Raw genomic sequence first — 26,516 nt, forward strand, 5'->3', positions numbered from 1 at the left:
GGGAGTCCGCCGGGGGCACGACCGAACCGCGCCCGCTCAGGTCAGGAGGGACAGCCGTACTCTGCGCCTGGGGTTGCGGGTGAGGAGATACTGAACCATGTCGCGAACACGAGCCGATGCCCCGGCCATGCACCCCCGGCACGAACGGCGCGGTGAAGCGCGGGTGCCCCCGGTGATCGCGACACTGGCCGCGATCACCCTCTACCTGGCGCTGCCCCAGCAACTGCTCGTCGCGCCCCGCTACGTGCTGCCCGCCCTGGAGGTATTGCTCCTCCTGCCTCTGATCGCGATCAATCCACGACGCCTGACCCGCCAGACCAAGACCTTCCGGATCCTCTCGCTGGCACTCGTCCTGCTGATCGTGGCCAGCAACCTCGTGGCCCTCGGCATCCTCGTCCACGAGCTGCTCAATGCCCAGGTCGCGGACGGGCGCTCCCTGCTCGTGGCGGCGCTCCAGGTCTGGCTGACCAATGTCATCGCCTTCGGCCTGGCCTACTGGGAACTCGACCGCGGCGGCCCGGTCAGCCGTACGCAGCTCCCGCGCGACCAGATTCCGCTGGCGGACTTCCGGTTCTCCCAGGACGAGAACGACGACGCGGTCGGCGAGGTCGCGGACGGATCGAGCGGATCATCCGACTGGGTTCCCAGCCTGCCGGACTACCTGTACGTGTCCGTCACCAACTCGACCGCCTTCAGCCCGACCGACACCATGCCGCTGTCCACGCGCGCCAAGCTGCTGATGAGCATCCAGAGCGTCTCCGCGCTGCTGACCTCGCTCCTCGTCATCGCCCGCGCGGTGAGCATCCTGCACTAGCCGACCTCGCAGCTCGCCCGTGTGGCAGGCCGCGGCACTCCATGGGCCCGCCCCAGGGCGCTCCGCCTTCGGCGGGCCGGCTGCCGACGGGCGTTTAGGGTTGGGCGGCCGATCCGGTCGAGGGGACGGAGAAGGGGCTCCGGTCGAGGTGGTCGAGCAGGTCTGCCGGATCCCCGTACACCGAGCCGGCGCCGGCCGCCTCGAGGTCGTGACGGGAGATTCCGCCGCTGAGAAGGCCTACGCACGTCACTTCGGCCCGAGTGCCGGCCTTCATGTCCCACACGCTGTCGCCGACGAAGACGGAGCCGTGCGCGGGAGAGCCCGCCAGCTCCAGCGCGTGGTGGATGGGGTCCGCGGCGGGCTTTCCCCGTTCCACGTCGTCAGCGCTGGCGGCTGCGGTGATGGCGTCATCCGCCCCGATTGCCTTCGTCAGGGCGTCGAGCTCGCCGCCGCCGGCCGAGGTGACCAGCACGACGCGCCAGCCCCGGCGGCTCAGCGTGCGCAGCAGAGTGTCGGCGGCTCGCAGCCGGGGCAGCCGCTCGAAGTACGTCGCGTACAGGGTGTCGTGGGCGGTGCTCAGCGCCTCGTCCTGGTCGTTGTCCCGGCTGTTGCCGAGGAGGTGGGACAGCAGGTCCTCGGCAGGCAGGCCGAGAGCACGGTGGATGGCGTGCATCGGTACGTCGTGTCCTGCTTGGCGCAGCGCTTCCCACCAGGACGTGACATGCAGGTGATTGGTGTCGACCAGAGTGCCGTCCACGTCGAACAGTGCGGCCCGGTTCATGTACCTCCTCGCTGGGACCGTCGGGGGCGGCGCGAGCGCCCTTCGACAAAGTGTGGCGCCGGCCTCGGTGACACGCACCCCATGCGGGCGCGCTGGCTCGTATACGGCTGCGCCCGTGGGCGCATGGTCAAAGCTGAATCGCCCTGGCACCAAGCGGCGACGAGGGCGCCTGCGAGGCGTCCGTCGAGCAGGGTGGTGGCATCCGCGCCGAGGCTGCCCTCCTGATACCGAGGCCCTCCGCAGACGGCGCACGGCCCGGGCCGGGCGCGTCCGTGGGCGATCACCAGTCGCGGTACCACTGGAAGTGGACCAGAGTGGGAGGCGCGGCCTTCCGGGACTCTGGCCTCTGCCGCTGCCCTGGCGTGAGGTCCTCCGATGGAGAAGCCACCGCTGGAGAGCAGGAGCCGCAAGGACGATCCGATCAGGAGTACCGATGGCTGTACATCACCAACTCATCGAAAGGCCTCCCTCCGATGTGTGGGCGGTTCTCGCCGAGCCGCGACTTTACGGCGAATGGGTCGTGGGACCGTCCGCGTCCCGACCGCAAGACGAGATCTGGCCGCAGAACGGGGCCCGGATCGCGTACACCGTGCGCTTCGGACCCTGGACCGGTTCCGGAACGACGACGGTGCGTGCGGTGGAGCCGCTGAAAACTCTTGAGCTCGAGGCGGACAGCGGTCGCCTCGGCACGGCGAGGATCGCCATCGAGCTCAAGTCCTGGGGCGCTCACACCCTCGTCGTCCTCGACGAGCACCCGCTGCGAGGAACGGGGGCCACCCTGCACAACACGGCTCTCGACGCGCTGCTGCAGCTGCGCCACCGCAAGATGCTGACTCGTCTGTCCGAACTCGTCGAGAGGCAGTACGGCAGCCGTGCCGGCAGTAACGCCCGGACCGGCACGGCGGATCCCGCCGCGCTGTGAGAGGAGCCGACCATGGCGGACGCCGTGGTGGTCAACAGCCTCAGGTATTGAGCAGGCGGTTGAAGAAGGACCGGTACTGCTGCAGTGCCAACCGTAGCTCCTCCGTGGCGACCTGCTCGCCCTGGTCCCACTGCCCCTCCAGCCCCTGCTTGCGGGAGGAGAAGGTCTGGGCGAGTGCTTGCATCACCTCGGCCACCAGAGCGTCGGCAGACCTGACCGCGTCCTGCGGGTCGTCCACGAACCTGCCTTGGATGTCGCTCCACGTCTTGCGGTAGCCCTCCGCGTCCTCGGCGCCGAGCAGTGGCTCGTCCGCCGCCGGGACCTGTTCCTGGTCGCTCCCGGGCTCCGTCGTCGCCGGCCCCGGCGCCCCCGCGTCGTCCTGCGTGCCCGCGGTGGCCTCACCGGGGTACACAGGTACCTGCCGCTCCTCGTCCTCACGGGTGGACGGTGCGGGCGGACCCGCTTGCGGATGGGCGATGTCCTCGGTCGTCAGTCCGACATCGTCGGTCCGATCGTCCCGGTCTCCGTGGTTCTGCATGTCACCGGCTCCTCTGGTCGCTGAGCAGCTCCTCGAACAGCGAGCGGTAGTGCACCATCGCTCCGCGGAGCTCCTCCGTCGTCGTCTGTCCCGCGCCGCTGCGTACCTTGACGTCGTGAGCGGCGCGGTAGTGCTGCAATGTGCGTCCGTGTTCCACCGACAGGTCGCGCAGCTGCCCGCTGTACCCTTCGGTGGGGTAACCGCGCTCGCGCATCAGACGTGTCACGAGCTCGTCGGCCTCGTCTACGGACCCTTCCGGCCGGTCCACGAACCGCTCCTGGACGCCGTTCCACTCCCGCGTGTATTGGTGGCGCCGCTCCGGCGGAAGTTCCTTGATCTCAAGGTCGTCGTGGCGCTCCTCGCGGGCACGCAGCTCCCGTTCCGCGGCGAGGCGGCCACCTTCCGCTTCGACCGTGCGCTCGTACTCGGGCCCGAACCTGTTCTGCAAGTGCCGTCGGCGGGACATCATCCACAGGCCGACGGCGAGTGCGATCACCAGGACTGCTGCGATCACGATCACGGTAATGAGCATGCTGGTCGACATGGCGCGTCTCCATCCGGGCCTCATCAGCCTCTGCCGCGCGCCTGCCCACAGTGATGCCGGCCAAACGCGGGCGGCACCATGGCGCCGGGTGCTCACAGGGCACTCGCAGTGCACGCCCGCACACCGCCTCCCACGAGGCGGACGATGCGGTGAGCGGACCCCGTTGGAGGTGGGCGTCGTCATCGGCCTCCTGCTCACCGCCGCCGGGGGCCTGGGCAGTCGGCGACGCGCCCAGGAGACGCGCCCCGTGGCATTTCGATCAGGAGTGCAAGGACAGCGGTTGCCGTGTGATCTGCCTGAACGCCAGTCAGCTCCGGTGTCCGGGGATGTGGTTTCGCGTGGCCTTCTCCTGCACAGGTGTCTTCGTAGGGCAGATGGCGGTGGATTGCCGGTCGACCGGTGACCTCGATGACGATCGTGGCGATGTCGTCGTAGCTGAGGTCTTCCGGCCCGGTGAGGACCGCGTCGGTGTCGGGGGCGCGGCCGTCGATCAGGGCGCGTACGGCGACCGCGGCGATGCCGTCGGCGTCGGCGCAACCGAACCGGCGGAGCGCCCGCTTCCGCGGTTCAGTAACGCAGGGCGGTTCCCGTGTCGGCTTTGACGTTCCCCGACAGGCCGCGGGTGCTGCGGGCCGCGCCCTGGCCGGCTGCGCCGGGGGCGACGTCCGAGATGGTCACGACGACCGTGTCGAGGAGGTTCCCTCCGGTGTCGCGGAAATTGACCTGGACCGCGAACGACTTTTTGTCCGCGGCCTGGTTGGACACCGTGACCGGCACGGTGATGTGCCCGTCGGCGTCCTTGGACGGCGTTCCAAGCCGGACGTCACTCTTCGCGTCCGCTCCGTCCTTCACGCTGTCGAGCTTCTTCTTGGCTTCGGCCGCCGCGGCGCTCAGATCCGTTCCCACCGAGGCCACGGCGGAGGCCACCTTCGACGCGACATCGGAGGGCGTCGTGTCGTCCGAGCATGCCGTGGCACCGAGGGTGAGAGCCGCGATCACGGCGACCACGGACGGGCTGCGCCTGCGGACACGGGTCATGTAGGCCTCCATGGGGTCAGGCGGCCGGCGCGGAAGGTGCATGAGTGCGCCGCCGGACCGGCAGGCTACAGACGTGAGGTCAGCAGCCGCGTGACGACGCTCCGCACCGGCCGATCATCCTGCCGTGACGACGGCTTCTTGGCCGGGATGGGAACAAAACGAAGGCCGAGGCCACGGCCAACCGACGTGCCTGCCGGTCGCACATCCAAGGAAATTTTCCTTAATGAGTGAACTTTATTATGTGTGGCAGTCCGGTGAGCGGGCATTTCCATGGTGAATCGCCACGGCAGGCGAGGAAGGGGTGGCCGTGATGCTCTCTCATCGGTTCGGCGGCAGCGGCGTTCTGATCGTCCGGCTGCACGAAGGCCTCGATGTCGGCAGTCGCGCTGCTGCCATCTCGGAGTTCGAGTCCCTGCTCCGCGGCTACAGGCCTCGGAATGTCGTGATGGAGCTGCCGTCTTCCGCGGGCGCCGCCGCAGTGAGCACCGTGCTGCGCGCCGAACGTCTGTGCCGGGGAACGGGGGCCTCGTTGGCCGTGGTGGCATGCCACCCGTCTGAAGCGCAGAGTGTGCTCCGCTCCCAGGGGCTGCATGTGTACGGAACGACCCCCGAAGCACTTCAGTCCGTCGCGAGCGACCACGACGCAGCGGCGGCGTGAGCCTCGACGCGCGACATGCGCACCCCTTCCGTGTCGTCGGCGGCCCCGCACCCCGCGGTGCCGGTCGCCGCCTCAGGACCCTTCAAGGCCCGGCTGCCCGCCCCCGAGCGCCGCATGCGCCGGCCGCCGGCCCGAGGCCTCCCCGGCGCACCTCATGCCGCCGGGGTTCGGTGCCGATGACCGGGGTGGGCGCCCGCCCGACGCGGCAGGAGCAGATGGAAGGAGCGGTCGTGGCGGAGACAGAACTCGACGCGTTCGCCGACGTTCTGGACGGCCCCGTGTACGTGGTCACCGTGGCGGCCGGGGGCGAGCGGTCGGGCTGCCTCGTGGGCTTCGCCTCGCAGTGCTCGATCCGGCCGCCGCGCTTCATGGTGTGGCTGTCCACGCTCAACCACACGTTTCGCGTGGCCCGCGGTGCCTCGCACCTGGCGGTGCATGTGCTGGACCGGGACCAGCGGTCGCTGGCGGAGCTGTTCGGCGGCGAGACGGGCGACCAGGTGGACAAGTTCGCACAGGTCGACTGGTGGCCGAGCCCCGACGGCATCCCTCTGCTGACCGGCGCCCGCGCATGGTTCGTCGGCCGGATCGAGACACGGATCGATGGAGGCGACCACGTGGGCTTCCTCTTGGCGCCCACCGAGGTCTGCCCACCGGTCCGGACCGCGCCCGCTCTGCTCCGGTACGGCGACGTCAAGGAGATCACCCCCGGACACCCCGCCTGACCGGCCGCACCATCGGTGGCCGCACCACCCTCCGGGCCGTCACCACGGGAAGACCCGGCTGCGCCGGCCCGTGCGCAGGGCCGCCATCGGCCGCTCGGAGCGGGCGATCGACCCGTCCCTCCGCGCCCGCTCCACGAGGCCATCCCATTGGGCCGCGTCCGGCCGCGTCCGGGCTGCCGCCCCGCCGTCTCGTTAGTGCCGCGTCCTGCCGGGTACGCGCGCAGCGACCGGCGCGCACCGCCGGTCGAGGCCGATCGGGAAGGAACAACGGCATGGGACACGCAGCGGACATCATCGCCGAACTGACCGTCGACCACCGCGAGGTGGCCGGGCTGTTCGACAGGATCGAGCACACCACCCCGGCGGGCGAGCGGCAGAAGGCGGCCGAACAGCTGACCATCGAACTGGTCCGGCACTCGGTGGCGGAGGAGGAATATCTCTACCCGGTGGTCCGGGAGCACTTCCCGGACGGAGACCTCATCGCGGACAAGGAACTGGCCGACCATGCCCGCGTCGAGAAGCTGCTGAAGGACCTCGAGGGACTGGATGCCGCGGGACCGGAGTTCGACCGGCTGATCGCCGCACTGAAGGCAGAGGTCACCGCGCACGTGTACGACGAGGAGGAGAACCTGTTTCCCCGGTTCCGCCAGGCATGCTCACCGGAAGCCCTGGACAAGCTCGGTGACAAGGTGCGGCGGGCCAAAAGGTTCGCGCCGACCCGGCCCCATCCCGGCGCCCTCCCCTCACAGCCGCACAACCGGCTGCTGTCCGCCGGGACCGGACTGGTCGACCGCGCCCGGGACTTCGCCACCGGACGCGGCGAGTAGGCCCCGTCGAAACCGACGGCTGCCGCCGGCCGCGCCCCGGGCCGCACTGCGCGGGCGCATCCCCACGCGCCTCCTCGGCCGGACCCGGCGGGGCCCTCACCGGCCGGGACCGCAGCGGCGCGGGTGAGCCGGCGGGATCCGACCTCGGGCCGGGAATTCCGGGGCCGGCCGGCCGGCCGAGCGAGACAAGCACCATGCGCCTTCCGCGTGCAGCGCAGTGCAGCCGGCCTTCCGGGCGGCGTGGCGGCCCTTGGTGCCGGCGTGCCTGCCCTCTCCCACCTGCTCCTCGCGCCGGCGCCGCAGGCCGCCGCCGCGCCGTTCGGCGGGTAAATGATGCGTGGTGCGACGCTCCGTGTGAGCGTGGAGATGCCTGTTCCACGGGGGGCGACCCCGACGCATGTGGCAGGGGCCCGGCCGGCGGCGTAGCCCGGCCGGGCCCCTGCCACATGTCCAGGACGGGCAGGTTCCAGCTTCCGCACCGAGCTGCACGGAACGAGAGAGGTGGCACCCGATGGGCAGTCAGGACAAGGACAAGGGCAGCGCGGCGGCCGAAGTGGGGGTGACGGTCGGCAACTGCTCTCCGGAAGACGCACACACCGTCCTCGACCTGCTCGAACACTCCTTTTCCGGGGAGGCCGAGGCGGGTCGCGCCGCGGAAGGCGGTCAGGCCGCGACCGTGTGGGGAGCGACCCTTGACGCGGCGAAGCCGGCGGAGCGGCAGGCAGCCCCCGTTCGGCTGAAGGACACGGTCAGCGTCACCCTCCAGGGAGGCCCGCGCGCGGTGGATCGAGTGCAGGCCGCGCTCGCCGGGTACTTCACCGTCGAGGTCGCGGGGGCCGTATCGGGCGACCAGGAGAAGGAGATCGGACTCCGCATCCGCTCTTGACCAACCGAGTACGGCGGCCAGGCTCACATCTCAGGCACCCTCAAGGGACCCGCAGCACGCGATCCCGGCGGGGTGCGGGTGCGGGTGCGGGACGCCGGACCCGGTGCCGCGGCCCGCTGCCGGCCGGGGCCGTCGCCCTCTGCGCGCACTCACCGTGTACGCGCGCCGACACAGGGCAAACGGGGTGCATGACCGTACCCAAGACAACCGTTCTCGTCCTGGACAGTGCCGAGCCCGAGCGGCTGGCACGGTTCTACGCCGAACTGCTCGGTGCCACGGCAGGACCGGCCGCGGGTGACGGGGAGCTCCTCCTCGTCACCGGCCGCACCGGCGCGGTACTCGGCGTCCGCCGCGACCCGGACCACGCCCCGCCGAGCTGGCCGCCCCCCGAGGGCTCCCAACAGGCCCATCTGCACATCCTCGTGGCGGCGCAGTGCCTCGACGAGGCCGAGCGCGAGGCGGTGGCCCTCGGGGCCCGCCCGGTGGCCGCCGAGGACGACGGCAGCCGGCCGGGCAGCCGGACCACCCTGCGCCGCTACACCGACCCGGCGGGCCACGCCTTCCTCCTCGCCGCAGTCGGGGAAGACCTCGCAGGCCTGTGAGGTCGGATCGTACGACCCGGGGTGGGGTGCGGGGCGGACGCGTACGTGTGCGCGCGGACCAAGGGCACCCGGAGGTCTACGCGACGGGTTCCTCCGACGTGCATGCCGCCCTGACGGCTTCCCGCCGGCATCCCGGCGCGCGGACCTTCGACGACACCGCGCCCGGACCGCGGCCGGTGCCGCGGCACTCCACGGCCTCGTGACACCGGGCCGCGGGACGCGGGACGGGCCGGCCGGGTCACCGGCCTGTGGACCTGCCCGAGGTCAGCCGCGATGCCTCGATCTCGGCCCAGACGGCTTTGCCGTCCTCATGGGTGTGGGTGCCCCAGCGATCGGAGAGACGCTCCACGATGTAGAGGCCGTGGCCGCCCGGGAGGCCACGCTGTGGGGACGGGTGGCGGTGGGGCAGTGTCGTCGTGCCGTCGAAGACCTCGATCCGCAGGACCTCACCGGCCGAGACCACGAGTTCGATGCATCCACCCGCGTGCAGTGACGCGTTGGTCAGCAGCTCGGACACGAGGAGCAGGGCGTCCTCGGCGGTCGCCGTCCCGTCCCAGCCCCAGTCCAGCAGGGCCTGGCGCGCGAAGGCGCGGCCCTTGGCCACCTGGCCGCGGACGCCGGACAGGGCGAGCCGACGGCGCTGCCGCGCGACGGAAAGCCCGGCACGCAGCGGATTGCCGGTTCCCGGCCCGATGGTTTCCACTGTGGTCTCTCACCCCCACCGTTGACACTGGTCTCTGTTCGTGGGAACCATTGCGGCCCCGCCCGGCCTGTTCACGGTCCCGGTGTCCCGGACCTTGCGTAAGCCCCCCTGGGGCCGAGGACACCTGACCATGCCCGCAACAGTCTAGGGGAACGCCGGTCTCAGGGGGTTGTCATGTGCAACCTCAGAGTGAGACCGCTGTCCGAGCTGCGGATCTCGACCAGGTCGCACAGCTGATGGATCATCCACAGGCCGCGGCCTCCGTTGACCGACGTCAGCGATGGCCTGCGGCGCCCCGCCAGCGGGTCGGCCAGGTGGCCGCCGTCGCGGATCTCGGCAACGACCCCGGCGCCGCTGGTGCTCCACAGCCGGAGCGAGCCCTTCCCGCCCCCGTGGGAGAGGGAGTTGGCGGCGGCCTCGCTGACCGCGAGCACGAGATCGCCCCGCCGTGTCGCGCTCAGGGCCGTGCCGCGGGCCCAGGCCTCGGTGTGCGCGCGCACCTCGCCCAGCTCCCCGTGGGCGTACGCGAGCCAGGGCGCACCGTATTCGGGCTCGGGCAGCGGGCGGTCGCAGTCGGCGCACACCGACGAGGCGTCGGCATAGTCCGGGCTGAGCAGGTCCCTGCCCTCCTCGATCACCGTGGGATGTGTCCGCCGGGCATCGGACACCACCGCGGCCGGCAGGCCCAGGACGTCGTACGGGCACAGGACGCTGGCCCGCCGCCCCGCGAACGCGGTGTTGATGAGGGCCTCGTGACGCGTGGCCTCCAGGACCTCGGCCTGTGAGCGCCCCGGCCAGATCGGCTCGCCCACGATCCGGGCAGGCCGGCCGGCGTACCGGTCGGCGAAATCCTGCAGGGCGGCCAGGATGCGGCCGGGATTGCGGCCCAACTGCGTCATGTCCGTCCAGGTGACCTGGGCCGTGCCGACGCCGAGGCCCTCGCGCAGAGCGTCCAGTCGCGGGCCGGGCACGGCCACGAGCACCGGCTCGCCGGCCGCGAGGGCGGTACGTACGAACCCTCCCACTCCTGCCAGGTACTCCGCCTGCCCCTGGTAGAAGAGGGCAGGGTGGACGAAGGCCCCGGGTTCGGTGGACGCAGGAAGGTTGATCATGCTGCGACCTCCAGCGCGGCACATTCGTCCGGGAACAGCTCCACTACCTTGCGCAGCGAGTATGGCGGGTGGTGGAGCAGCAGGCGACGCCCCTGTCCGGTAACGGTGGCGTTGGCCTGCACCAGGGCGGCGACCGCGGCGGTGTCGAGGAAGGTCACGGCGGAGAGATCGAGATGGACGACCGGGCCGGGGATCCGGGTGAGGACGCCGAGCGTCGCGGACAGGATCGGCCGGGTGTCGAGGTCGCACCTGCCGCCCAGGAGGGCACCGGGACGGTCGCGCAACGGCTGGACGGTCAGCGCCGGCGCCGTACCCCTCCCGGCGTTCGCGCACCGCACGACCGCGTCCGCCCACATCGCGTCGTCGTAGAGCGCCTGCGCGCCGGCGGGCGGGACGGATGCGTCGCGTCGGCGGGCCGATGGCATGACCGCTGCCTACACCGAGAGCATTCCGGCGCGCAGCCGGGTCAGGGTCCGGGACAGCAGGCGCGAGACCTGCATCTGCGAGATGCCCAGTGCGGCGCCGATCTCGGCCTGGGTCTTCTCCTGTCCGAAGCGCAACTGCAGCATGATCCGGTCGCGTTCGTCCAGCTGCTCCAGCAGGGGTGCGAGGGTGTGGAACTCCTCGAAGAGTTCCATGGCGGGGTCGACGTCGCCGAGGCGGTCCGCCAGCGGCCGGGCCGTCCGGCTCGTCGTCGACGGCTCGTCGCCGTCGGCGCCGGAGGTGTCCAGGGAACCACTCGCATAGCCGTTCGCGGCGACCAGCCCGTCGATGACCTGCTCCTCGCTCAGTTCGAGGTGCTGGGCGACCTCCTTGACCGTCGGGGCCCGCCCCAGGACGTCGGTCAGGGCCTCCTGGGCCTTGGCGAGTTCCGTACGCAGTTCCTGCAGACGGCGCGGGACGTGCACGGCCCAGGTGGTGTCGCGGAAGTAGCGCTTGATCTCACCGGTGATGTACGGGAGGGCGAGCGTGGAGAACTCGACCTCGCGCTCGGGGTCGTAGCGGTCGATGGCCTTGATGAGACCGATGATTCCCACCTGGATGATGTCGTCGATGTCCAGCCCCCCGCCCAGCACGCGGGCGCGGAATCGCCGCGCGGCGAACTGCACGAGGGAGAGGTTCATCTCGATCAGGGTGTTGCGGGCGTACTGGTACTCGCGTGTGCCCTGTTCCAGGGTGCGAAGCCTCCCGAAGAAGAGCCTCGAAAGCTCGCGTGCGTCGGCAGGTGCCATCTCCCGGGCGTTCTTCACCTCGGGCAGTGCCACGTCCTGCGGTGGGGCCCCCACGGTCCCGGTGCCGACGACAGAGGGCGTGATCTGCGCGTCTGTTGCACGAATGGGGCTTACGGCGGTGGCCGAGCGAGACATGTGGCCGTTCCCTCCCGATTGACTGACGGCTGCCCGGGCGCTCATGCCCGGAGTTCTCGGTCTTACACAGCCCGCGCAGAGCGTTCTTCTGTCCGGCGCCCGCCAGGGTGGTTGTGTCGCCACCGGGTGCGGTGTGCCGCGGTCTCGGCGCCCTCGTCCGGTCGATGGGCAGGCATACTCCCTTGCGGAGGCTGTACAGGTGACGATCCGGGGAGGCGGACATGACCGGAACAGGGGACGCGCACCACGAAGGCGTGGTCGGAGACAGCTACCCGGCCGGGGCCGGATGGGTGGTGGCCGCGCACGGGGAACTCGACCAGGACACGCTGGCTCCCCTGGAGGAGGCGCTCAGCTCTGCCGCGGATCAGCACCGCCTGGTGGTGCTGGACGCCAGCTCCATCACCTTCGGCGACTCGTCGTTCCTGAACCTGCTGCTGCGGCTGCACCAGCTGACCACCCTGCGCATCGCCGCCCCCGGAGAGCAGCTCCGCCGCCTCTTCGCCCTGACGGGCACCGATACCGTCCTCTCCCTGTACCCGAGCGTCGAAGACGCCGTCGGCGGGTCATGACCGGCGCGCCTCGCCCCGGTCGGCCGGTGGGCCGGTGTGGGGGCCGGGTCCGCCGCGTGGGCGGAAGCAGGCCGTGATCGCCTTGCCGCCGTGGCATGCGTGAATGTCCCAGGAGTCCGCCAGGGCGGTGACGATCGCCAGCCCCCGGCCGGAAGTGGCGCCGGCATCGGCGTCGGCCTCCCGCGGGCCGGGCAGGTGCGGGTCGCAGTCGGCGACGCTCACATGGAGGCAGCTGCCGTCCCACGTCAGCACGAGGTGGGCGGTGCCGGCCGCGTGCAGGTGGGCGTTGGTGACGAGCTCGGAGACGCTGAGGAGGACGGAATGCACCGTGTCCGCAGCCGAGTTGTCCCACGGCAGCGACTCCAGGTGCCCGGCGGTCCACTGCCGTGCTGCCCGCACTCCCCTCGAGACCGGAAACGAGCGTGCCCAGCCCACGACCTTGACCGTCAACGCCCTCACCCCACTTCGTCCGTTGTGTCGTCCGTCACCGATTCGTCTACCCGCCGATTGCGCAAGCACCCGCGGCTTCCGGGTTCGCCGCTGGTCGCCGATGCCGCACATGGTGCCGGCGTCCGCAGAGCTGACCGAAACCCTTCGGTGTCCCCGGCGGGATCCGGTACGAGACCGGGACGTTGTCGTCACGTCACTGGGCTGGACCTCGTGGCCGAAAAGTGGCTGAGTATGAGCAACCTCGTGGTCATGGGCCGTGTCCGTGGCAGCGATACCTGTTCCGACTGCCCGTCATGTGGCCAAAGGGGGGACTTCGCGTCATGAGCGACGGTAGAGGTGAGCCGGACGTGCCTCGTCCGGAGAACAATGCGGCGGCCCACGCACGCGCGGAGGGCATGGATCCGCCGGCGACGGACCATGTCGGGGGCGAGCAGGCGTCGAGCGCGTCCCGGGGGACCACCCCGGGCGCCGACGGAGGGTTCACCGACCCGACCCCGGGCCAGGACGGCATCATCGTCCAGGGAGGACGCAAGGCTCCGGACTCCCACGACTCGTCGCGATCGATCGGTCCGAAGCAGGATGATCCTCGGGCCATCGGTCCGAAGCAGGATGATCCTCGGGCCATCGGTCCGAAGCAGGATGATCCTCGGGCGATCGGTCCGAAGCAGGATGATCCTCGGGCGATCGGTCCGAAGCAGGATGACCCCCGGGCCATCGGTCCGAAGCAGGATGACCCCCGGGCGATCGGCCCGAAGCAGGATGACCCCCGGGCCATCGGCAACCCCGGCGGTGACGGGATCATTGTGCAGGGCGGGATCATCGTTCAAGGTGGGCGTGGTGTCGGCGGGGGCGATGGTGATCCTCGGGCGATCGGCCCTAAGCAGGACGACCCCCGGGCCATCGGCGACGGCATCATCGTCCAGGGCGGGCGTACCGGGCATCCGGAGAAGAAATCGCATCCGACGCGTGCCAAGAAGAAGATGAAGACCATGGCGCTGATCATCGGCGGCGTCATGGTGCTTGCCGTGGGCGGGGTGATCGTGGGCCGGCAGCTGGGCCATGACCCGGCCACGACCCTGCCGCAGGCGGCGGCGCCGCCCGCCGGTGCCGCGTCGGCCGACGCGTCCGGCGCCCCTGCCGCTTCGGTCTCCTCCGACAGCAGCAGCCCGGCGCCCGTTCCCCGCGGGAGCGCCCCTGCCGCGGAGGTGGACTCACCGACGTCCGCCGCCTCCAACCCGCCCGCCCGCAGTGGCAGCAGCCCCTCGCCGGTCCGGACGACGCTGCCGGCTCAGCCGAGGCAGTCGAGCGCGCCTGCTCCGGCCACCGCGCCGGTGCTGACGCTGCGTCCGGCCAGCGTCCAGGAGTACTGCGCGAACGGCGGGTGGCCGAACACCCTGGTGGTCCGCAACACCGGGGGTGGCAGCCTGACCTGGTCGGTCGGTCAGCTGCCCGCCGGGGTCACCGTCAGCCAGCGCGGCGGGTCCCTCGCCGCGAATGCCTCGCAGGTGATCACGCTGGGCGGTCGGGCTGAGCAGCAGCCGGCGAACGGCCGGTTCACGATCGGCTTCTCCAGCAACGGCGGCAGCGGCCAGGTGACCGTCAACTGCGCCTGACCAGCGGGTGCCACGCCTGGAGAGCGGGCACCGATCCACGGGGGGTGCCCGGCAGGACGCTCCCCGCGGCGCCGGGCACACCGGCCGAGGGCTCCTCCGGGTTGCTCCCTTCTGCCGCTCCATGGCGACCCGGACCTCGGCCGATTTCCGACCGGGCGGTTGCCGCCGAAGAGTGACGTGCACGGTGGACCGCCTCTCCAGTGCATCACCCTGTACGAGCTTGTGCTGCTCCGGCGCGGCCGGGCTCCGTCGTGGGCGGTGATCGGAGAAGATCTGGCCGTGTCGTGCGCATGAGGAGTTACGCGCCGACCCTGCGCTCGCTGCGCTCGATGTTCCGTGGCATTCGCGCTCACCTGGACGGCCGGGGCCGGCTCGTGGCGATCGTCCCGAATCCGGCACCGTTCCCCGAAGGCAACTGGGACCCTTTCGACGTCACCATCCTCGAAAGGCTGCCCGGCGGCGGTGCTCCACTGCTCAAGGCCGCTTTCCTGACGGATCCGCCCACGCCGCTGCACCCCATGAGACCCTGGCCGGCCACCGCCGCGCCGTCTCCCACGTGTCGACCATCAGCTGCGGCGATGATCGGCCGTTCGCCGTGCCGACGCGCGTCCCGTGTCACAGATCCCTGGCAGGCCAGTCGAAGAGCCGGGCACCGATGACGGCGGTCTGGAGGGTGTAGCGGTGGGCCGGGTCGGCCGGGTTGGCGCCGGTGAACTGGTGGATGCGCTCCAGGCGGTAGGTGAACGCCCGCACGCTCAGGCTCAGCCGCCGCGCCGCCTCGGTCGCATTGCAGCCCGAGTCGAAGTACGCGATGAGCGTCTCCAGCATCGGGCCGGCCCCGCCCCGCGCCTGCATCAACGGCCCGAGCGTGCTCAGGACCAGATCGGTCATGGCCTGCCGGTCCCGGGTCAGGACCGGATAGACGAGCAGATCGGAGGCGCGGAGCACCGGGTCCTCGAGATGCATGCGGGCGGCCAGTTCGAGCGCGTTCAATGCCTCCTCGTAGGAGTGGACGACCCCGCCCGCGCCTGTGTGGGGGCGGCCGATGGCCACCCGGCCGCCGTCGGTGCCGGCGTGCGCCTGTTTGGCGAAGTACATGAGGACGTCGTCCTGGTCGGCCGGCGCCACACAGATGAGCCGGCCCTCCTTGGTGGTGAGCAGGATCCGCCGGTTCCCGAACCGCCCCACCAGTGCCCGTTCCACGCGCTGGACCGCCGGGTGGATGTCGTCGTACGCCTGCGCCCCCTCGGCGACCGCGACCGCGTACGTGTGGGAGAGCAGCAGTCCGAACCGCTCGGCACGCTCGGCGAGGCGGCCCGGATCGCTGCGGCCGTACAGCAGGTCTTCGATGAACTCCCTCCGAGCCGCCTCCTCCTTCCGTACGGCGACCAACTGCGCCCGCTCGTGTCCTTCCGCGAGAGCGTCGACGGCCTGCTCGACGGCGGCGAGCACCCGGTCGAGGGGGGCGCGGGGAAAGGCGGAACAGGCGGTACGGGTGGTCGACAGGTGCTGCTGGACCAGGGTCCGCAGCCCGAATCCGGCCTCGGCGGCCCGCTCGCCGACCGCCCGGCGGGACTCCAGCTCTTCGCGGGTGAGCCGGCGGCCGGTCTCGCAGACCTCGGCCAGGATCCGGATGAAACCGTCGAGATGGTCCTCGGGTATGTCCCGCCCTGCCACGAAGTCTCCTCGATGTGATGCGCCGATGGCGTGTTCTTGACGTACAGCCGTCAAGGTTGACAGACCCTCATGTTCGGTCCGCACTCGGCATCAAGATGCCGTAAAGACTGCTGGTGTCCGGCAATGCCGAAGGCTGTCCCACTTGCCAAGATGGGTGCGGGGGGACACGGGGGACGGTCCCGGTGCCGGGACGCGGAAACGTGCCGGCGCCGGCACCCGCCCCGACCGCCCCGGCCGGACGGGCTGCCGAGGACGAAGGGGCGGGAACAGTGCACGAGTTCGCCGATGCCGCCTTGGGATTCCCCGCCGGGATCTTCACCATCGCGCTGGCCGTGGTCGTCGTGTACTGGCTGATCGCCCTGTGCGGCTTCGTCGGGCACGGTGCGTGGTCATCCCACGCGGGGTCCTCCGCGCTCGGGACCCTGGGCGTACCCCTCACCGTCTCCGTCTCGGTGCTGATCGCCGTCGCCTGGTTCACCACCCTCGCCGGCACCGTCCTGCTGGACCGCCTGGGGCTCGGCCGGGGCCCCGGCCTGGTGCTCCTCGCTCTCGCGCTGATCGCCGCCCGCGGTGTCGCGGGCCTGCTCCTACGCCCCCTGCGCCGTGTGTTCCAGCCTGGTGATCCACCGCCCTCGCGACAGGACTTCATCGGCCGGATCGCCGTGATCCGGACCGGTCGGGTGGATGCCCGGTTCGGGCAGGCCGAGGTGGCCGCAGAGGACGGTTCGACGGCCGTCGTGCAGGTCCGCCAGACCGGCTCCGATCCGTTCACCTACGGCAGTTCAGGCCTGCTCTACGCATACGACGAACGCGGCGAGTTCTTCTGGGTCGCACCGTTCGACCCGGCGCTCGATCCCCGCGCCGTCGGCTGAACGCCGGCCCGCTGCGCCTCCTACCGCACCTCAGTGCACCTTCATCGCTAGGACTTCACCATGGATGCCATCTCCCTGGGCATCGGCGTGCTCATCGCCGTTGTCCTGCTCATCGCGGTCGCGTTGCTCTTCACCGTCAGCCGGCTCTTCCGCAAGGTCGAGCAGGGCAAGGCGCTGATCGTCTCGAAGATGCGGAAGGTCGACGTGACCTTCACCGGGCAGGTCGTGCTGCCCGTGTTGCACAAGGCCGAGTACATGGACATCTCGGTGAAGACGATCGAGATCCGCCGCACCGGGCGGGAGGGGCTGATCTGCCAGGACAACATCCGCGCCGACATCCACATCAACTTCTTCGTCCGGGTCAACAAGACCGTGGAGGACGTCATCAAGGTCGCCCAGTCGATCGGCACGCAGCGGGCGAGCGACGAGGCGGCCATCCAGGACTTCTTCGCCGCCAAGTTCGCCGAGGCGCTCAAGACGGTCGGCAAGCAGCTCGACTTCGTCGACCTCTACACCAAGCGCGAGGAGTTCCGGGACCGGATCATCCAGGTCATCGGCACGGACCTGAACGGCTACCACCTCGACGACGCGGCCATCGACTTCCTCGAACAGACCCCGATGACGCAGCTGGACGCCGCGAACATCCTGGATGCCCAGGGCATCCGCAAGATCACGGAACTGACGGCCGTCGAGCACGTGCGCACGAACGAGTTCCAGCGCACGGAGGAGAAGGAGATCACCCGGCAGAACGTCGATGCCCGGGAGACCATCCTGGAGCTGGAGCGGCGGCAGTCGGAGGCGGAGATCAGGCAGCGGCGCGAGGTCGAGACGCTGCGGGCTCGCGAGGAGGCCGCGACGGCCAAGGTCCAGGAGGAGGAACGCCTGGGAGCCCAGGCGGCGTTCCTGAGGACCGAGGAGCTGCTCGGGGTGCAGCGCGAGAACCAGGCACGCGAGATCACCGTCGCCCAGAAGAACCGCGAGCGGGTCATCGCCGTCGAGAACGAGCGGATCGAGAAGGACCGCATGCTCGAAGTCATCGCGCGCGAGCGGGAGACCGCGCTGTCGTCGATCGCGAAGGACAAGGAGGTGGAGGCGGAGCGCCGCGAGGTCGCCGACGTGGTCCGGGAGCGGATCGCGGTGGACCGTACGGTCGCCGAGCAGGAGGAGTCCATCAAGAAGCTGCGGATGGTCGAGGAAGCCGAGCGCACCCGGCAGGCGATCGTCATCGCTGCGGAGGCAGAGGCCCAGGAGCGACTGGTCAAGGACATCAAGGCGGCGGAAGCCGCGGAGGCGTCCGCCAAGCACCACGCCGCGGAACAGCTCACGCTCGCCGAGGCCCGGCTGAAGTCCGCCGACCTCGACGCCCGCGCCAAGCTCCGCCTGGCAGAGGGCATCCAGGCCGAAACCGCGGCGCCCGGTCTGGCCGCGGTGCAGGTACGGGAGAAGGAGGCCGACGTCATCGAGAAGACCGGCCGGGCGGAAGCCGGATCCACGGAGGCGCGGCTGAAGGCGCAGGCCGAGGGTACGAAGGCACAGGCGAGCGCCGAGGCCGCGATGATCGGCGAGAAGCTGAAGGCCGAGGCTGCCGGTCTCACCGAGAAGGCCGCGGCCATGGCGGCGCTGGACGAGGCCTCGCGCACCCATGAGGAGTACCGCCTGCGGCTGGCGGCGGAGAAGGAGATCCGACTCGCGGGTCTCGACGTCCAGCGGCAGGTCGCGGAGGCGCAGGCGATGGTGATCGCGGCCGGGCTGGAGAAGGCCGACATCGACATCGTCGGCGGCGACTCGGTCTTCTTCGACCGCCTGGTCTCCTCGATCTCCCTCGGCAAGGGCGTGGACGCCTTCGTCCGGCACTCCGACACCGCGCAGGCATTGGTCAAGCCCTGGCTGGACGGCACGTCCGACTTCACCCAGGACATCACGCGCGTGCTCGGCTCGGTCTCTACCGCTGACGTGCAGAACCTGACCGTGTCCGCGCTGCTCATGAAGCTGATGCAGGGCGGCGGTGCGCAGTCCGGGCAGCTGAGCGAGCTCCTGGACAAGGCAGGGCAGTTGGGACTCGCCGACATGCCGCTCGCGAAGCTGGGCGCCGGTCTCAACGGGACGGCCAAGGCCTGAGCGGCCCCCACCGATTCCCCAGCCGCAGCAGGGGCCGCCGTGGACGACGCGCCGGCCCCCGGGCCCCGCCCTCGTTCTCGTCCTCGTCCTCGTCCCACTGCGACCGGCAGGGTCGCAGAACCCGTACGCACCACCCGCAGGGAGCCAGACCATGACCAGCACGACGACCCCCGTGGACGCCGGCACCTACGAGGTGCTGCGGGGCCGCCTCGCCGCGCAGTCCGTCGAGCTGGCCCGCCGGGCGGAGGCCCTGAACGCCCGGCGGACCGAGGAGCTGGGCTCCACCGAGCTGGCGCTGGCCGGCTCGGCGCGCCTGCACACCGAGCAGGACGGCGTGCCCCGCGACATCGTCGCCGTCGGCGACGCTCTCCTCTTCGGTCACAACCCCCTTCTCGGCCTCAAGGCCGAGCCCGCGGTGAGCGACGTCTTCACCCTGCACGACGGCGACCTGAGCCGGCTCCCCGACGACGCCGTCCGCGGGCTTCTCGACGACCCGGCCTTCATCCGCGAATTCGCCGCCCTGTACCACTACTACCGCCAGACCCGCCTCCTGCGGCTCCGCCACGTCGAGGGCAGACTGCTCGCCGTCTTCCGGACCGGGGAGGGCGACGAGGACCTCCGCGTCCTGCGCTGGGCCTTGGACCACGACGGAACGGCCACGTTCCTGGACGCGCGCGGCGAGCGGGACCACGTCCTCCCCGCCCCGCACGATTTCGAGTGGACCGCCGCGACCCGCGCGGACCATGTCCTGGGCCGGCACCCGCACGTGTCGATCGGGGGTGACGTCTTCGTCGCCACGGTCGGAGGCCACCTCACCGTCAAGACCGAGGACAACACCGAGACGGGGGAGGGCATCTACGAGGAGCCGGTCGACGAACCACTCCAGTCCCTCGCCGACGCCGACATCGCCTCCGCCCGCGTCGGACCGCTGACCCTGCTGCGCGTGCGTCCGTACAAGGAGGAGTCCCGGCGGTACCTGGTCTTCAACGGCCTCACGAAGACCGTGGTCCGCCTGGACGGCATCGGACAGGCGGCCCGCCGGCTGCCCGAGGAGCAGGGAATCGTCTTCCCCGGCGGCTACCACCTCACCACGGGGCTCACCAAGACCTTCGACACGCCCACCGAGGGCCTGGCATTCGAGCGCGCCGTGCGCTCGCCCAACGGCGAGGACGTGCTCTACGTCTTCCACGTCCGCGCCGAGGGCCGCAGCCTGCTCCTGCCGTACAACCTGATCCGCAAGGAGGCCGCCGCCCCGATCTCCTGCCACGGGTACGCGCTCTTCGACGACGGCACCCTGCTGGTGCTGCGTACCGACTCGGAGGAACCGACCCGGGTCCATCCGATCCAGCGGTGGAGCACGCCGTACGTCTCGGAGACCTACGCCGCCGGCCGGCCCGTCGGCGGCGGAGCACTGGCCCGCATCGGCAATGCCGATCTCGTACGCGCAATCTCGGACCTCCTGTCGATCGCCGGCGCCGTCTCGGACATGACCCCCACGACCGCCGTGTACGAGACCCTCGTCGCTGCCTGCACCCGTGCCGAGGACCACCACCACTGGCTCGCCGACCCCGACCTGGGGGACCTGAGCACCCCCCTCGTCGAGCTCCGGGCCACCGCCGAGCAGGTGCTGACCGAGTTCGAGACGGTCCAGACCCTGACCCGGCAGGCCGCCGACGCACTCGGCGAGGCGGCGGGGCACATCGCCTCACTGCTCCGCCGCATCCGGGGGGAGGCGCCGCGCAGCACGGCCGACTGGGTCGGCAGACTGACGGAACTGCGCCGCGCCCAGGGGCGCCTGCTCACCCTGAAGGAGCTGCGCTACGCGGACACCGACCGGATCGACGGGCTCGACGCGGACGTCGCCTCCGCCCTCGCGTCCTTCGCCGGGCGCGCCATGGCCTTCCTCTCCCGCGAGGACGCCTTCGCCGCCCAGCACGAGGACATCGCGCAGCTCACCGGGGAAGCCGCGGCGATCACCACCGTCGCCGCCGCGGTACCACTGGCCGAGCGCCTCGACGCCCAGACCGAGGGTCTCGCGGCCGTCACCGAGATCGTCGCCGGACTGGACACCGGCGACGCGACGGTCCGGACCTCCATTCTGGAGCGGATCGCCGAGGTGCTCGGCGGTGTCAACCGGGCGCGTGCGACCCTCGACGCGTGCCGCCGGGAGCTGCTCGCGCAGGAGGGGAAGGCCGAGTTCGCGGCCGAGTCCGCGCTGCTCGGCCAGGCGGTCACCGGGGCGATCGCCGTCGCGGACACCCCGGACGCCTGCGACGAGCAGCTGTCCCGCCTCCTGCTGCGGCTGGAGACCCTGGAGTCGCGCTTCGCGGACTCCGACTCCTTCCTCACGGCGCTGGCCGCCAAGCGCACCGAGGTGTACGAGGCGTTCTCGGCCCGCAAGCAGACCCTGCTGGACGACCGCGCCCGCCGGGCCGAGCGGCTGGCGGACTCGGCCGTGCGCATCCTGGAGACCGTCACCCGGCGGGCGGCGACCCTCGCCGACGCCGACGCGGTCAGTACGTTCTTCGCCTCCGACCCGATGGTCGCGAAGGTCCGCCGCACCGCAGGGCAACTGCGGGAACTGGGCGATCGCACGCGGGCCGAGGAGCTCGACGGCCGGCTGGGGGCCGCCCGGCAGGAGGCCGCCCGCGCCCTGCGGGACCGCACCGAGCTGTACGCGGACGGCGGCCGGACCGTACGCCTGGGCCGGCACCGGTTCGCGGTCAACACCCAGCCCCTGGACCTCACCCTGGTCCCGCAGGGCGACGGCCTCGCCTTCGCCCTCACCGGCACCGACTACCGTTCACCGGTCATCGACCCGGACTTCGCGGCCACCCGCCCCTACTGGGACCAGTCGCTGCCCTCCGAGAACGCCGACGTCTACCGCGCCGAATACCTTGCCGTACGACTGCTCACCGAGCACGGTCCCGCCGCCCTGGCCGGGGCGGACCTGCCGGCCCTGGTACGGCAGGCCGCGGAGGCCGCGTACGACGAAGGCTACGAGCGCGGCGTCCACGACCACGACGCGACCACGATCCTGAACGTCCTGCTGCGGCTGCACGAGGGCGCGGGTCTGCTGCGCTACCCGCCCGAGGCCCGCGCCGAAGCCCAGCTGTTCTGGGCGCACCGGACGACCGGCCCCGAGCGGGGGGCCTGGACGCGGCGCGCGGCCTCGCTCGCCCGGGTGCGGGCGGCCTTCGGGGCGACCCCGGCGATCACCGTGTTCCGGGCGGAACTGGCCGCGGCCATCGGCGGCACCCCGCAGTGCGCCGAGTACCTCTTCGAGGAACTGGCCTGCGCACCGGACGGCTTCGTCGTCGGCGCGGCCACCCGGGTCCTGCTCGACAAGTTCCGCCGGACGGTGGGCACCTCCGCCTACGACGAGGACCTCGCCGCCCTCGACGTCCTGGCGGACCGGCGCCAGCTCGTGGAGGCCTGGCTCACCGCGTTCGCCGCCGGGACCGGAGAGACGGTCGGCCCCGGCGACCTCGCGGAGGCGGTGGCCGTCGAGCTCTGCCCGGACCTGCCGCGCTACGAGTCGGACGCCGCCCTGACCGGGACGGCCGAGGGCCTCCTCGGCCGTCATCCCCGCGTCACCGGCCGGACCTGTACGGTCCGCATCGACGAACTGCTCAGCCGCGTAACCGGCTTCAGCGTGAACGTGACCGCCGGCTTCCGGGCCTACCAGCGACACCGTACGGACCTGGTGGCGCGGGAGAGGGCCCGGCTGCGGCTGGACGAATACCGCCCCAGGGTCATGTCCTCCTTCGTCCGCAGCCGCCTCCTGGACGAGGTCTTCCTCCCGCTCATCGGCGACAACCTCGCCAAGCAGCTCGGCACCACGGGCGAGTCCAAGCGCACCGACAGCAATGGCCTGCTCCTCCTCGTCTCCCCGCCCGGCTACGGCAAGACGACCCTCGTGGAGTACGTCGCCGACCGCCTGGGTCTGGTCCTGGTGAAGGTCAACGGCCCGGCCCTGGGGCACGGCGTCACCTCCCTCGACCCGGCCGAGGCACCGAACGCGACAGCCCGCCAGGAGGTCGAGAAGATCAACCTCGCCTTGGAGGCGGGCAACAACACCCTCCTCTACCTGGACGACATCCAGCACACCTCTCCCGAGCTGCTCCAGCGGTTCATCCCCCTCTGCGACACCACCCGTCGCATGGAGGGCGTCTGGAACGGTGGGGCGCGCACGTACGACCTGCGCGGCAAGCGGTTCGCCGTCTGCATGGCCGGCAATCCCTACACCGAGTCCGGGCAGCGTTTCCGGATCCCCGACATGCTGGCCAACCGCGCCGATGTGTGGAACCTCGGTGACGTCCTGACCGGCAAGGAGGAAGCCTTCGCCGTCAGCTTCATCGAGAACGCGCTCACGTCCCACCCGGTGCTGGCGCCGCTCGCGAGCCGTGAGCGCACGGACGTGGACCTGCTCCTGCGGCTGGCGGCCGGCGACCCTTCCGCCCGCGCGGAGCGCCTGGCCCACCCGTACGTCCCGGCCGAACTGGTCCGGATCCTCGCCGTCCTGCGCCACCTGCTGACCGCCCGCACGACGGTCCTCGCGGTCAACGCCGCCTACATCGCCTCCGCCGCCCAGGCCCACACCACGCGCACCGAACCGCCGTTCCGGCTCCAGGGCTCGTACCGCAACATGAACAAGATCGCCGCCCGTGTCGATCCCGTCATGAACGACGCCGAGCTGTCCGCGCTCCTCGACGACCACTACACCGCCGAAGCCCAGACCCTCACCTCCGACGCCGAGGCCAACCTGCTCAAGCTCGCCGAACTCCGCGGCACCCTCACCCCGGACCAGGCGGAGCGATGGGCGGCCGTCAAAGCCTCGTACGTACGCGGCCAGGGACTCGGCGGCTCCGAGGGGGATCCCCTCGCCCGGGCGGTAGCCGCACTCGGGCTCCTGGCGGACCGCGTGGCGTCGGTCGAAGCGGCCATCACCCGGGCCGGCGACCCCCGCCACATCCTCGCGGCCGGTCGTGCGAAGCGAGAGGCCGAGAGGTGACGTCAAGAGCGCGTATATGTCTTTTGTGCGTGTGTATTCGACCTGCTTATGATCAATTTTTGCTTACGGGGAAGGCGGACTGATGCCGGGGGACTTCGACCAGGAGCGGGGCAGGCTGCGCGCGGGGGCGGTGGTGGACCAGCAGGCGGGCGCACGGTTGAACGGCGTGCGGCACACCAGTTCCATCGCCCGCTCACTTGCCCTCGGGGCTGTGCTCGCCGCCGCGCTGACCGGGTGCGGCGATGGAGCCGGGAAGCCGGACCCGGCCGCCGTACCGCTCGTCGAGGACGCGAACCGGCACATGCAGAACGAGTCGTTCCACGCCTCCGGAACCACCACCGCCTTCGCCGGGGGCAAGCAGGAGACCTGGTGGGACCCCGCGCAGGGCCTCCACATGGAGGTCACGGGCGGCGTATCGGGCGACGTGTACTGCAAGGACGGAACCTCCTACACGAGCGCCGACCTCTTCGCAGCGGCGCTGCGCCGGCGCGGGCAGCAGATCACGGTCCCCGCCGCCCTCCGCTCCGTCTACGTGACCACGAAGTCGGAACAGGGCTGCCCGGCGTACTTCACGATCGCGCAGACGGGCAGTCGCGCGGCGGACAAGGACCGCAGCATCGAAGGCAAGCAGGCGTCGGCGGTCGAGGTCGCCGCGGGAAGCGCCGAGGACGTCTACTTCATCGAGACCGGCAGGCGGCGTCTGCTCCTGCTCGAGTCGCGGCGTTACGGACACACGAGCAGCACCGTGTACGACTCCTTCGGGGAGAAGTTCACCATCTCGCTGCCGGTGACCGAGAAGACCATGACGCTCGAGGCCTTCCGGGCACGCATCGGATAGCGCCCGGATGCGGCTGCGACCCGGCGGCCCGTTCGGGCGGGCCCACCTGCAGCGGGGCAGCGGTCCGTCGGCCTCGTGGCGTGTCACGTGACCGGTCGACGCTCGGGTGCGGCATGTTCTCCTCGGCAGAGGATGTCCGATCGGCCCGGTATGCGCGACTGTGTGGAGGTGTCCCGGTGGACGCGAGTGATGGCGAGCGGGATCAGTCCGACGAGGCGCCACGGTCACCGTCGTCGAACGCTCGGCAACCCGAGCCGGCGGGCCCTCGGCCAGGCAGGGAACCGCCTCCGGTCGGACGTCCCGCAGCCCCCGCACCAGGCTCCCGTGAACGTGGACGTGGACGTGGACGGGCAGGCCCGGGACGGTTGCGTGCCGTTCTGGGTTCCGTCGTGCCGCCGGGGCCTCCGCCGGGTCCGGCGCGTCCGGAGTTCTGGCGCAGTCCGGTGCGGGGGCCGTGGCTGACCGCCGTGTTCGGCCTGGTCCTGCTGGTCGGCGTGACGGTGCTGTTCGTGACGGGCCTGAGCCTGGGTGTTCATCGGCGCGTTCGTGGTGCACGTTTCCTTCCGGCTGCCGCGCGCGATCCGCGCCGTGCGGGCCGGACACGCCGCCCAGCCCGCCGCCGACACCGAGGAGGCGGCCGGGCTGGTCTCGCCCGGGCCGGCGGCGCCGACCATCTCCCGGCGGGGCGCGGTGGCCATGGTCGGGCTGGGGTCCGTGTCACTGCTGGTGCTGACGGCCGGGCAGAGCGTGGGCGGCCGGTGGCGCCGGACGGCGCTGCTCGCCCCGCACGGCGGCCGGGATCCGGGGTCGGGGCCGAACGGCTTCCAGATCAACAAGACCGCCGGATCGGTGGGCATCCGGGCGAGTGATGTCGGCCCCGCCTGGCGGCTGACCGTGCGCGGCGCGGGGCGGCAGGTCGTCCTGACCCGCGAGGAGCTGCTGGCCGTGCCGCAGCACGAGTCGGCCCTGCCCATCGCCTGTGTGGAGGGCTGGTCGACGCCCGACCAGCTGTGGAGCGGGGTACGGCTCATCGACCTCGCCACCCTCGTGGGACTCGGCGCGGACCCCCCTCAGGTCCTGGTGGAATCCGTTCAGCGGGGCGGCTCCTTCAGATCGGCGGCCCTGCGCGACAACCAGGTACGCGACCCCCGCGCCCTCCTCGCCGTACGCGTCAACGGCGCCGTCCTGTCCCCCGACCACGGCTACCCGGCCCGCGCCATCGTCCCCGGCGCCCCGGGCGTCCTCAACACCAAGTGGGTCACCCGCCTCACCTTCGGAGAGCCGGCATGACGGGTTTCCGCCGAGGCTACGGGGCCTCGCCGCTCCACCTGCTCCTCGTCCTCGCCTCCTTCGCCCTGGCCGTGTACGCCGGCGTGCGGCTGCTCAAGGGGGACACCGTGGGAGTGGCCCTCTGGTTCGTCGGGGCGGCCCTCCTGCACGACCTCGTACTGCTGCCGCTGTACGCGATCACCGACCGGGCCGTCCAGCTCCTGTTCCGGGAAAGCCCGGGCCATCGGCAGGGGGCGGCCCCGAGCGTCAACTACGTACGCGTTCCGGCCTTCCTTTCGGGCCTGCTGCTCCTGGTCTGGTGGCCGCTGATCCTCCGCCGGGTCGGCCACTACACGGCGGCCACGGCCCTCCCGGCGGATGTGTTCCTCGGGCGCTGGCTGCTCATCACGGCGGGCCTGTTCGCCGCCTCCGCGGCCGTCCTGCTGCTGCGGATGTGGAACGGATCATGGCCGGTGCGACGCGCCACCCGGCAGCGGCGCCGGCAGTCTCGCAATGCCGCGAAATGAGAGCCGCGGCGGGGCGGACGAAGCGTCGCCCTGCGCGGCGCCGCCGCCACCACGG

General features: G+C 71.4%; 24 protein-coding genes and 2 pseudogenes. 15 read left to right on the forward strand and 11 right to left on the reverse strand.

What is annotated here, in order from left to right; translation table 11 throughout:
* The first annotated feature begins 97 nt into the window (after positions 1-97).
* Complete coding sequence (locus tag AB0I68_RS26700) at positions 98-814, forward strand: hypothetical protein (RefSeq protein WP_363179902.1); 717 nt, start codon at positions 98-100, stop codon at positions 812-814.
* Positions 815-908: 94 nt separating this feature from the next.
* On the opposite strand, the gene AB0I68_RS26705 is transcribed toward AB0I68_RS26700, so the two are convergent.
* On the reverse strand, positions 909-1,595 hold the full coding sequence (locus AB0I68_RS26705) for an HAD family hydrolase (RefSeq protein ID WP_363179903.1): 687 nt from the start codon (positions 1,593-1,595) through the stop codon (positions 909-911).
* A 433-nt stretch (positions 1,596-2,028) separates the two neighbouring features.
* Between AB0I68_RS26705 and AB0I68_RS26710 the strand changes: the two genes are divergently transcribed.
* On the forward strand, positions 2,029-2,517 hold the full coding sequence (locus AB0I68_RS26710) for an SRPBCC family protein (protein WP_363179904.1): 489 nt from the start codon (positions 2,029-2,031) through the stop codon (positions 2,515-2,517).
* A 40-nt stretch (positions 2,518-2,557) separates the two neighbouring features.
* On the opposite strand, the gene AB0I68_RS26715 is transcribed toward AB0I68_RS26710, so the two are convergent.
* The 4 genes and pseudogenes from AB0I68_RS26715 to AB0I68_RS26730 form a co-directional block, all read right to left on the reverse strand.
* Complete coding sequence (locus tag AB0I68_RS26715; protein ID WP_363179905.1) at positions 2,558-3,055, reverse strand: hypothetical protein; 498 nt, start codon at positions 3,053-3,055, stop codon at positions 2,558-2,560.
* Between the two features lies 1 nt (position 3,056).
* Positions 3,057-3,599 carry a hypothetical protein gene (locus tag AB0I68_RS26720; RefSeq protein ID WP_363179906.1) on the reverse strand — a complete coding sequence of 181 codons (543 nt, stop codon included), beginning with the start codon at positions 3,597-3,599 and terminating at the stop codon, positions 3,057-3,059.
* A gap of 362 nt (positions 3,600-3,961) precedes the next feature.
* Positions 3,962-4,129 (reverse strand): annotated as a pseudogene (locus AB0I68_RS26725) (ergot alkaloid biosynthesis protein); the annotation flags it as partial.
* A 37-nt stretch (positions 4,130-4,166) separates the two neighbouring features.
* Positions 4,167-4,637: a hypothetical protein gene (locus AB0I68_RS26730; RefSeq protein ID WP_363179907.1), complete on the reverse strand. Its 471-nt coding sequence runs from the start codon at positions 4,635-4,637 to the stop codon at positions 4,167-4,169.
* Positions 4,638-4,938: 301 nt separating this feature from the next.
* Here AB0I68_RS26730 and AB0I68_RS26735 point away from each other — a divergent pair, with 301 nt between their 5' ends.
* The 5 genes from AB0I68_RS26735 to AB0I68_RS26755 all read left to right on the forward strand — a co-directional run bounded on the left by AB0I68_RS26735 (position 4,939) and on the right by AB0I68_RS26755 (position 8,332).
* Positions 4,939-5,295, forward strand: coding sequence for a hypothetical protein (locus AB0I68_RS26735; protein ID WP_363179909.1), 357 nt, complete (start codon positions 4,939-4,941; stop codon positions 5,293-5,295).
* A gap of 230 nt (positions 5,296-5,525) precedes the next feature.
* Positions 5,526-6,017 carry a flavin reductase family protein gene (locus AB0I68_RS26740; RefSeq protein ID WP_363179910.1) on the forward strand — a complete coding sequence of 164 codons (492 nt, stop codon included), beginning with the start codon at positions 5,526-5,528 and terminating at the stop codon, positions 6,015-6,017.
* Between the two features lie 272 nt (positions 6,018-6,289).
* Positions 6,290-6,844 (forward strand): hemerythrin domain-containing protein, encoded by a 555-nt coding sequence (locus tag AB0I68_RS26745; protein ID WP_363179911.1) that lies wholly within the window; start codon positions 6,290-6,292, stop codon positions 6,842-6,844.
* Between the two features lie 511 nt (positions 6,845-7,355).
* Entirely contained in the window at positions 7,356-7,730 is a 375-nt protein-coding gene (locus AB0I68_RS26750; RefSeq protein WP_363179912.1) for a hypothetical protein, read from the forward strand.
* Positions 7,731-7,918: 188 nt separating this feature from the next.
* Positions 7,919-8,332, forward strand: coding sequence for a VOC family protein (locus AB0I68_RS26755; RefSeq protein ID WP_363179913.1), 414 nt, complete (start codon positions 7,919-7,921; stop codon positions 8,330-8,332).
* 238 nt (positions 8,333-8,570) lie between these two features.
* Here the strand turns inward: AB0I68_RS26755 and AB0I68_RS26760 are convergent, their stop codons facing one another.
* The 4 genes from AB0I68_RS26760 to AB0I68_RS26775 form a co-directional block, all read right to left on the reverse strand.
* Positions 8,571-9,035 (reverse strand): ATP-binding protein, encoded by a 465-nt coding sequence (locus AB0I68_RS26760; RefSeq protein WP_363179914.1) that lies wholly within the window; start codon positions 9,033-9,035, stop codon positions 8,571-8,573.
* A 161-nt stretch (positions 9,036-9,196) separates the two neighbouring features.
* Positions 9,197-10,147 (reverse strand): sensor histidine kinase, encoded by a 951-nt coding sequence (locus tag AB0I68_RS26765; RefSeq protein ID WP_363179915.1) that lies wholly within the window; start codon positions 10,145-10,147, stop codon positions 9,197-9,199.
* Positions 10,144-10,572, reverse strand: a complete 429-nt coding sequence (locus AB0I68_RS26770) for an STAS domain-containing protein (RefSeq protein ID WP_363179916.1) — start codon at positions 10,570-10,572, stop codon at positions 10,144-10,146. The genes AB0I68_RS26765 and AB0I68_RS26770 overlap by 4 nt, the downstream gene beginning before the upstream one ends.
* Positions 10,573-10,581: 9 nt before the next feature.
* On the reverse strand, positions 10,582-11,379 hold the full coding sequence (locus AB0I68_RS26775) for a SigB/SigF/SigG family RNA polymerase sigma factor (RefSeq protein WP_363179971.1): 798 nt from the start codon (positions 11,377-11,379) through the stop codon (positions 10,582-10,584).
* Positions 11,380-11,735: 356 nt separating this feature from the next.
* Here AB0I68_RS26775 and AB0I68_RS26780 point away from each other — a divergent pair, with 356 nt between their 5' ends.
* A complete protein-coding gene (locus tag AB0I68_RS26780; protein WP_363179917.1) occupies positions 11,736-12,083 on the forward strand; it encodes an STAS domain-containing protein in 348 nt (115 codons plus the stop codon).
* Here the strand turns inward: AB0I68_RS26780 and AB0I68_RS26785 are convergent.
* On the reverse strand, positions 12,078-12,542 hold the full coding sequence (locus AB0I68_RS26785; RefSeq protein WP_363179918.1) for an ATP-binding protein: 465 nt from the start codon (positions 12,540-12,542) through the stop codon (positions 12,078-12,080). The two genes, AB0I68_RS26780 and AB0I68_RS26785, sit on opposite strands and share 6 nt — an antisense overlap.
* 386 nt (positions 12,543-12,928) lie before the next feature.
* Here AB0I68_RS26785 and AB0I68_RS26790 point away from each other — a divergent pair, with 386 nt between their 5' ends.
* Positions 12,929-14,146, forward strand: coding sequence for a hypothetical protein (locus AB0I68_RS26790; protein WP_363179919.1), 1,218 nt, complete (start codon positions 12,929-12,931; stop codon positions 14,144-14,146).
* Between the two features lie 615 nt (positions 14,147-14,761).
* On the opposite strand, the gene AB0I68_RS26795 is transcribed toward AB0I68_RS26790, so the two are convergent.
* On the reverse strand, positions 14,762-15,823 hold the full coding sequence (locus AB0I68_RS26795; protein WP_363179920.1) for a helix-turn-helix domain-containing protein: 1,062 nt from the start codon (positions 15,821-15,823) through the stop codon (positions 14,762-14,764).
* 269 nt (positions 15,824-16,092) lie between these two features.
* Between AB0I68_RS26795 and AB0I68_RS26800 the strand changes: the two genes are divergently transcribed.
* The 6 genes and pseudogenes from AB0I68_RS26800 (at position 16,093) to AB0I68_RS26825 (ending at position 26,461) form a co-directional block, all read left to right on the forward strand.
* Positions 16,093-16,695, forward strand: coding sequence for a hypothetical protein (locus tag AB0I68_RS26800; protein WP_363179921.1), 603 nt, complete (start codon positions 16,093-16,095; stop codon positions 16,693-16,695).
* A gap of 60 nt (positions 16,696-16,755) precedes the next feature.
* Positions 16,756-18,813, forward strand: coding sequence for a flotillin family protein (locus AB0I68_RS26805; RefSeq protein WP_363179922.1), 2,058 nt, complete (start codon positions 16,756-16,758; stop codon positions 18,811-18,813).
* 151 nt (positions 18,814-18,964) lie between these two features.
* Positions 18,965-23,827 (forward strand): DNA repair ATPase, encoded by a 4,863-nt coding sequence (locus tag AB0I68_RS26810; RefSeq protein WP_363179923.1) that lies wholly within the window; start codon positions 18,965-18,967, stop codon positions 23,825-23,827.
* Between the two features lie 82 nt (positions 23,828-23,909).
* On the forward strand, positions 23,910-24,665 hold the full coding sequence (locus AB0I68_RS26815) for a hypothetical protein (RefSeq protein ID WP_363179924.1): 756 nt from the start codon (positions 23,910-23,912) through the stop codon (positions 24,663-24,665).
* Between the two features lie 377 nt (positions 24,666-25,042).
* Positions 25,043-25,955 (forward strand): annotated as a pseudogene (locus tag AB0I68_RS26820) (molybdopterin-dependent oxidoreductase).
* Positions 25,952-26,461, forward strand: a complete 510-nt coding sequence (locus AB0I68_RS26825) for a hypothetical protein (protein ID WP_363179925.1) — start codon at positions 25,952-25,954, stop codon at positions 26,459-26,461. Before AB0I68_RS26820 ends, AB0I68_RS26825 begins: the two are co-directional and overlap by 4 nt.
* Positions 26,462-26,516: the final 55 nt, after the last annotated feature.

Source organism: Streptomyces sp. NPDC050448 (assembly GCF_040655295.1).
GTDB lineage: Bacteria > Actinomycetota > Actinomycetes > Streptomycetales > Streptomycetaceae > Streptomyces.

Coding starts and splice junctions, on each gene's coding strand:
- AB0I68_RS26700 (WP_363179902.1), top strand. CDS start 98: ATGTCGCGAACACGAGCCGATGCCCCGGCCATGCACCCCCGGCACGAA.
- AB0I68_RS26705 (WP_363179903.1), bottom strand. CDS start 1,595: ATGAACCGGGCCGCACTGTTCGACGTGGACGGCACTCTGGTCGACACC.
- AB0I68_RS26710 (WP_363179904.1), top strand. CDS start 2,029: ATGGCTGTACATCACCAACTCATCGAAAGGCCTCCCTCCGATGTGTGG.
- AB0I68_RS26715 (WP_363179905.1), bottom strand. CDS start 3,055: ATGCAGAACCACGGAGACCGGGACGATCGGACCGACGATGTCGGACTG.
- AB0I68_RS26720 (WP_363179906.1), bottom strand. CDS start 3,599: ATGTCGACCAGCATGCTCATTACCGTGATCGTGATCGCAGCAGTCCTG.
- AB0I68_RS26730 (WP_363179907.1), bottom strand. CDS start 4,637: ATGACCCGTGTCCGCAGGCGCAGCCCGTCCGTGGTCGCCGTGATCGCG.
- AB0I68_RS26745 (WP_363179911.1), top strand. CDS start 6,290: ATGGGACACGCAGCGGACATCATCGCCGAACTGACCGTCGACCACCGC.
- AB0I68_RS26750 (WP_363179912.1), top strand. CDS start 7,356: ATGGGCAGTCAGGACAAGGACAAGGGCAGCGCGGCGGCCGAAGTGGGG.
- AB0I68_RS26755 (WP_363179913.1), top strand. CDS start 7,919: ATGACCGTACCCAAGACAACCGTTCTCGTCCTGGACAGTGCCGAGCCC.
- AB0I68_RS26765 (WP_363179915.1), bottom strand. CDS start 10,147: ATGATCAACCTTCCTGCGTCCACCGAACCCGGGGCCTTCGTCCACCCT.
- AB0I68_RS26770 (WP_363179916.1), bottom strand. CDS start 10,572: ATGCCATCGGCCCGCCGACGCGACGCATCCGTCCCGCCCGCCGGCGCG.
- AB0I68_RS26775 (WP_363179971.1), bottom strand. CDS start 11,379: ATGGCACCTGCCGACGCACGCGAGCTTTCGAGGCTCTTCTTCGGGAGG.
- AB0I68_RS26780 (WP_363179917.1), top strand. CDS start 11,736: ATGACCGGAACAGGGGACGCGCACCACGAAGGCGTGGTCGGAGACAGC.
- AB0I68_RS26790 (WP_363179919.1), top strand. CDS start 12,929: ATGGATCCGCCGGCGACGGACCATGTCGGGGGCGAGCAGGCGTCGAGC.
- AB0I68_RS26805 (WP_363179922.1), top strand. CDS start 16,756: ATGGATGCCATCTCCCTGGGCATCGGCGTGCTCATCGCCGTTGTCCTG.
- AB0I68_RS26810 (WP_363179923.1), top strand. CDS start 18,965: ATGACCAGCACGACGACCCCCGTGGACGCCGGCACCTACGAGGTGCTG.
- AB0I68_RS26815 (WP_363179924.1), top strand. CDS start 23,910: ATGCCGGGGGACTTCGACCAGGAGCGGGGCAGGCTGCGCGCGGGGGCG.
- AB0I68_RS26825 (WP_363179925.1), top strand. CDS start 25,952: ATGACGGGTTTCCGCCGAGGCTACGGGGCCTCGCCGCTCCACCTGCTC.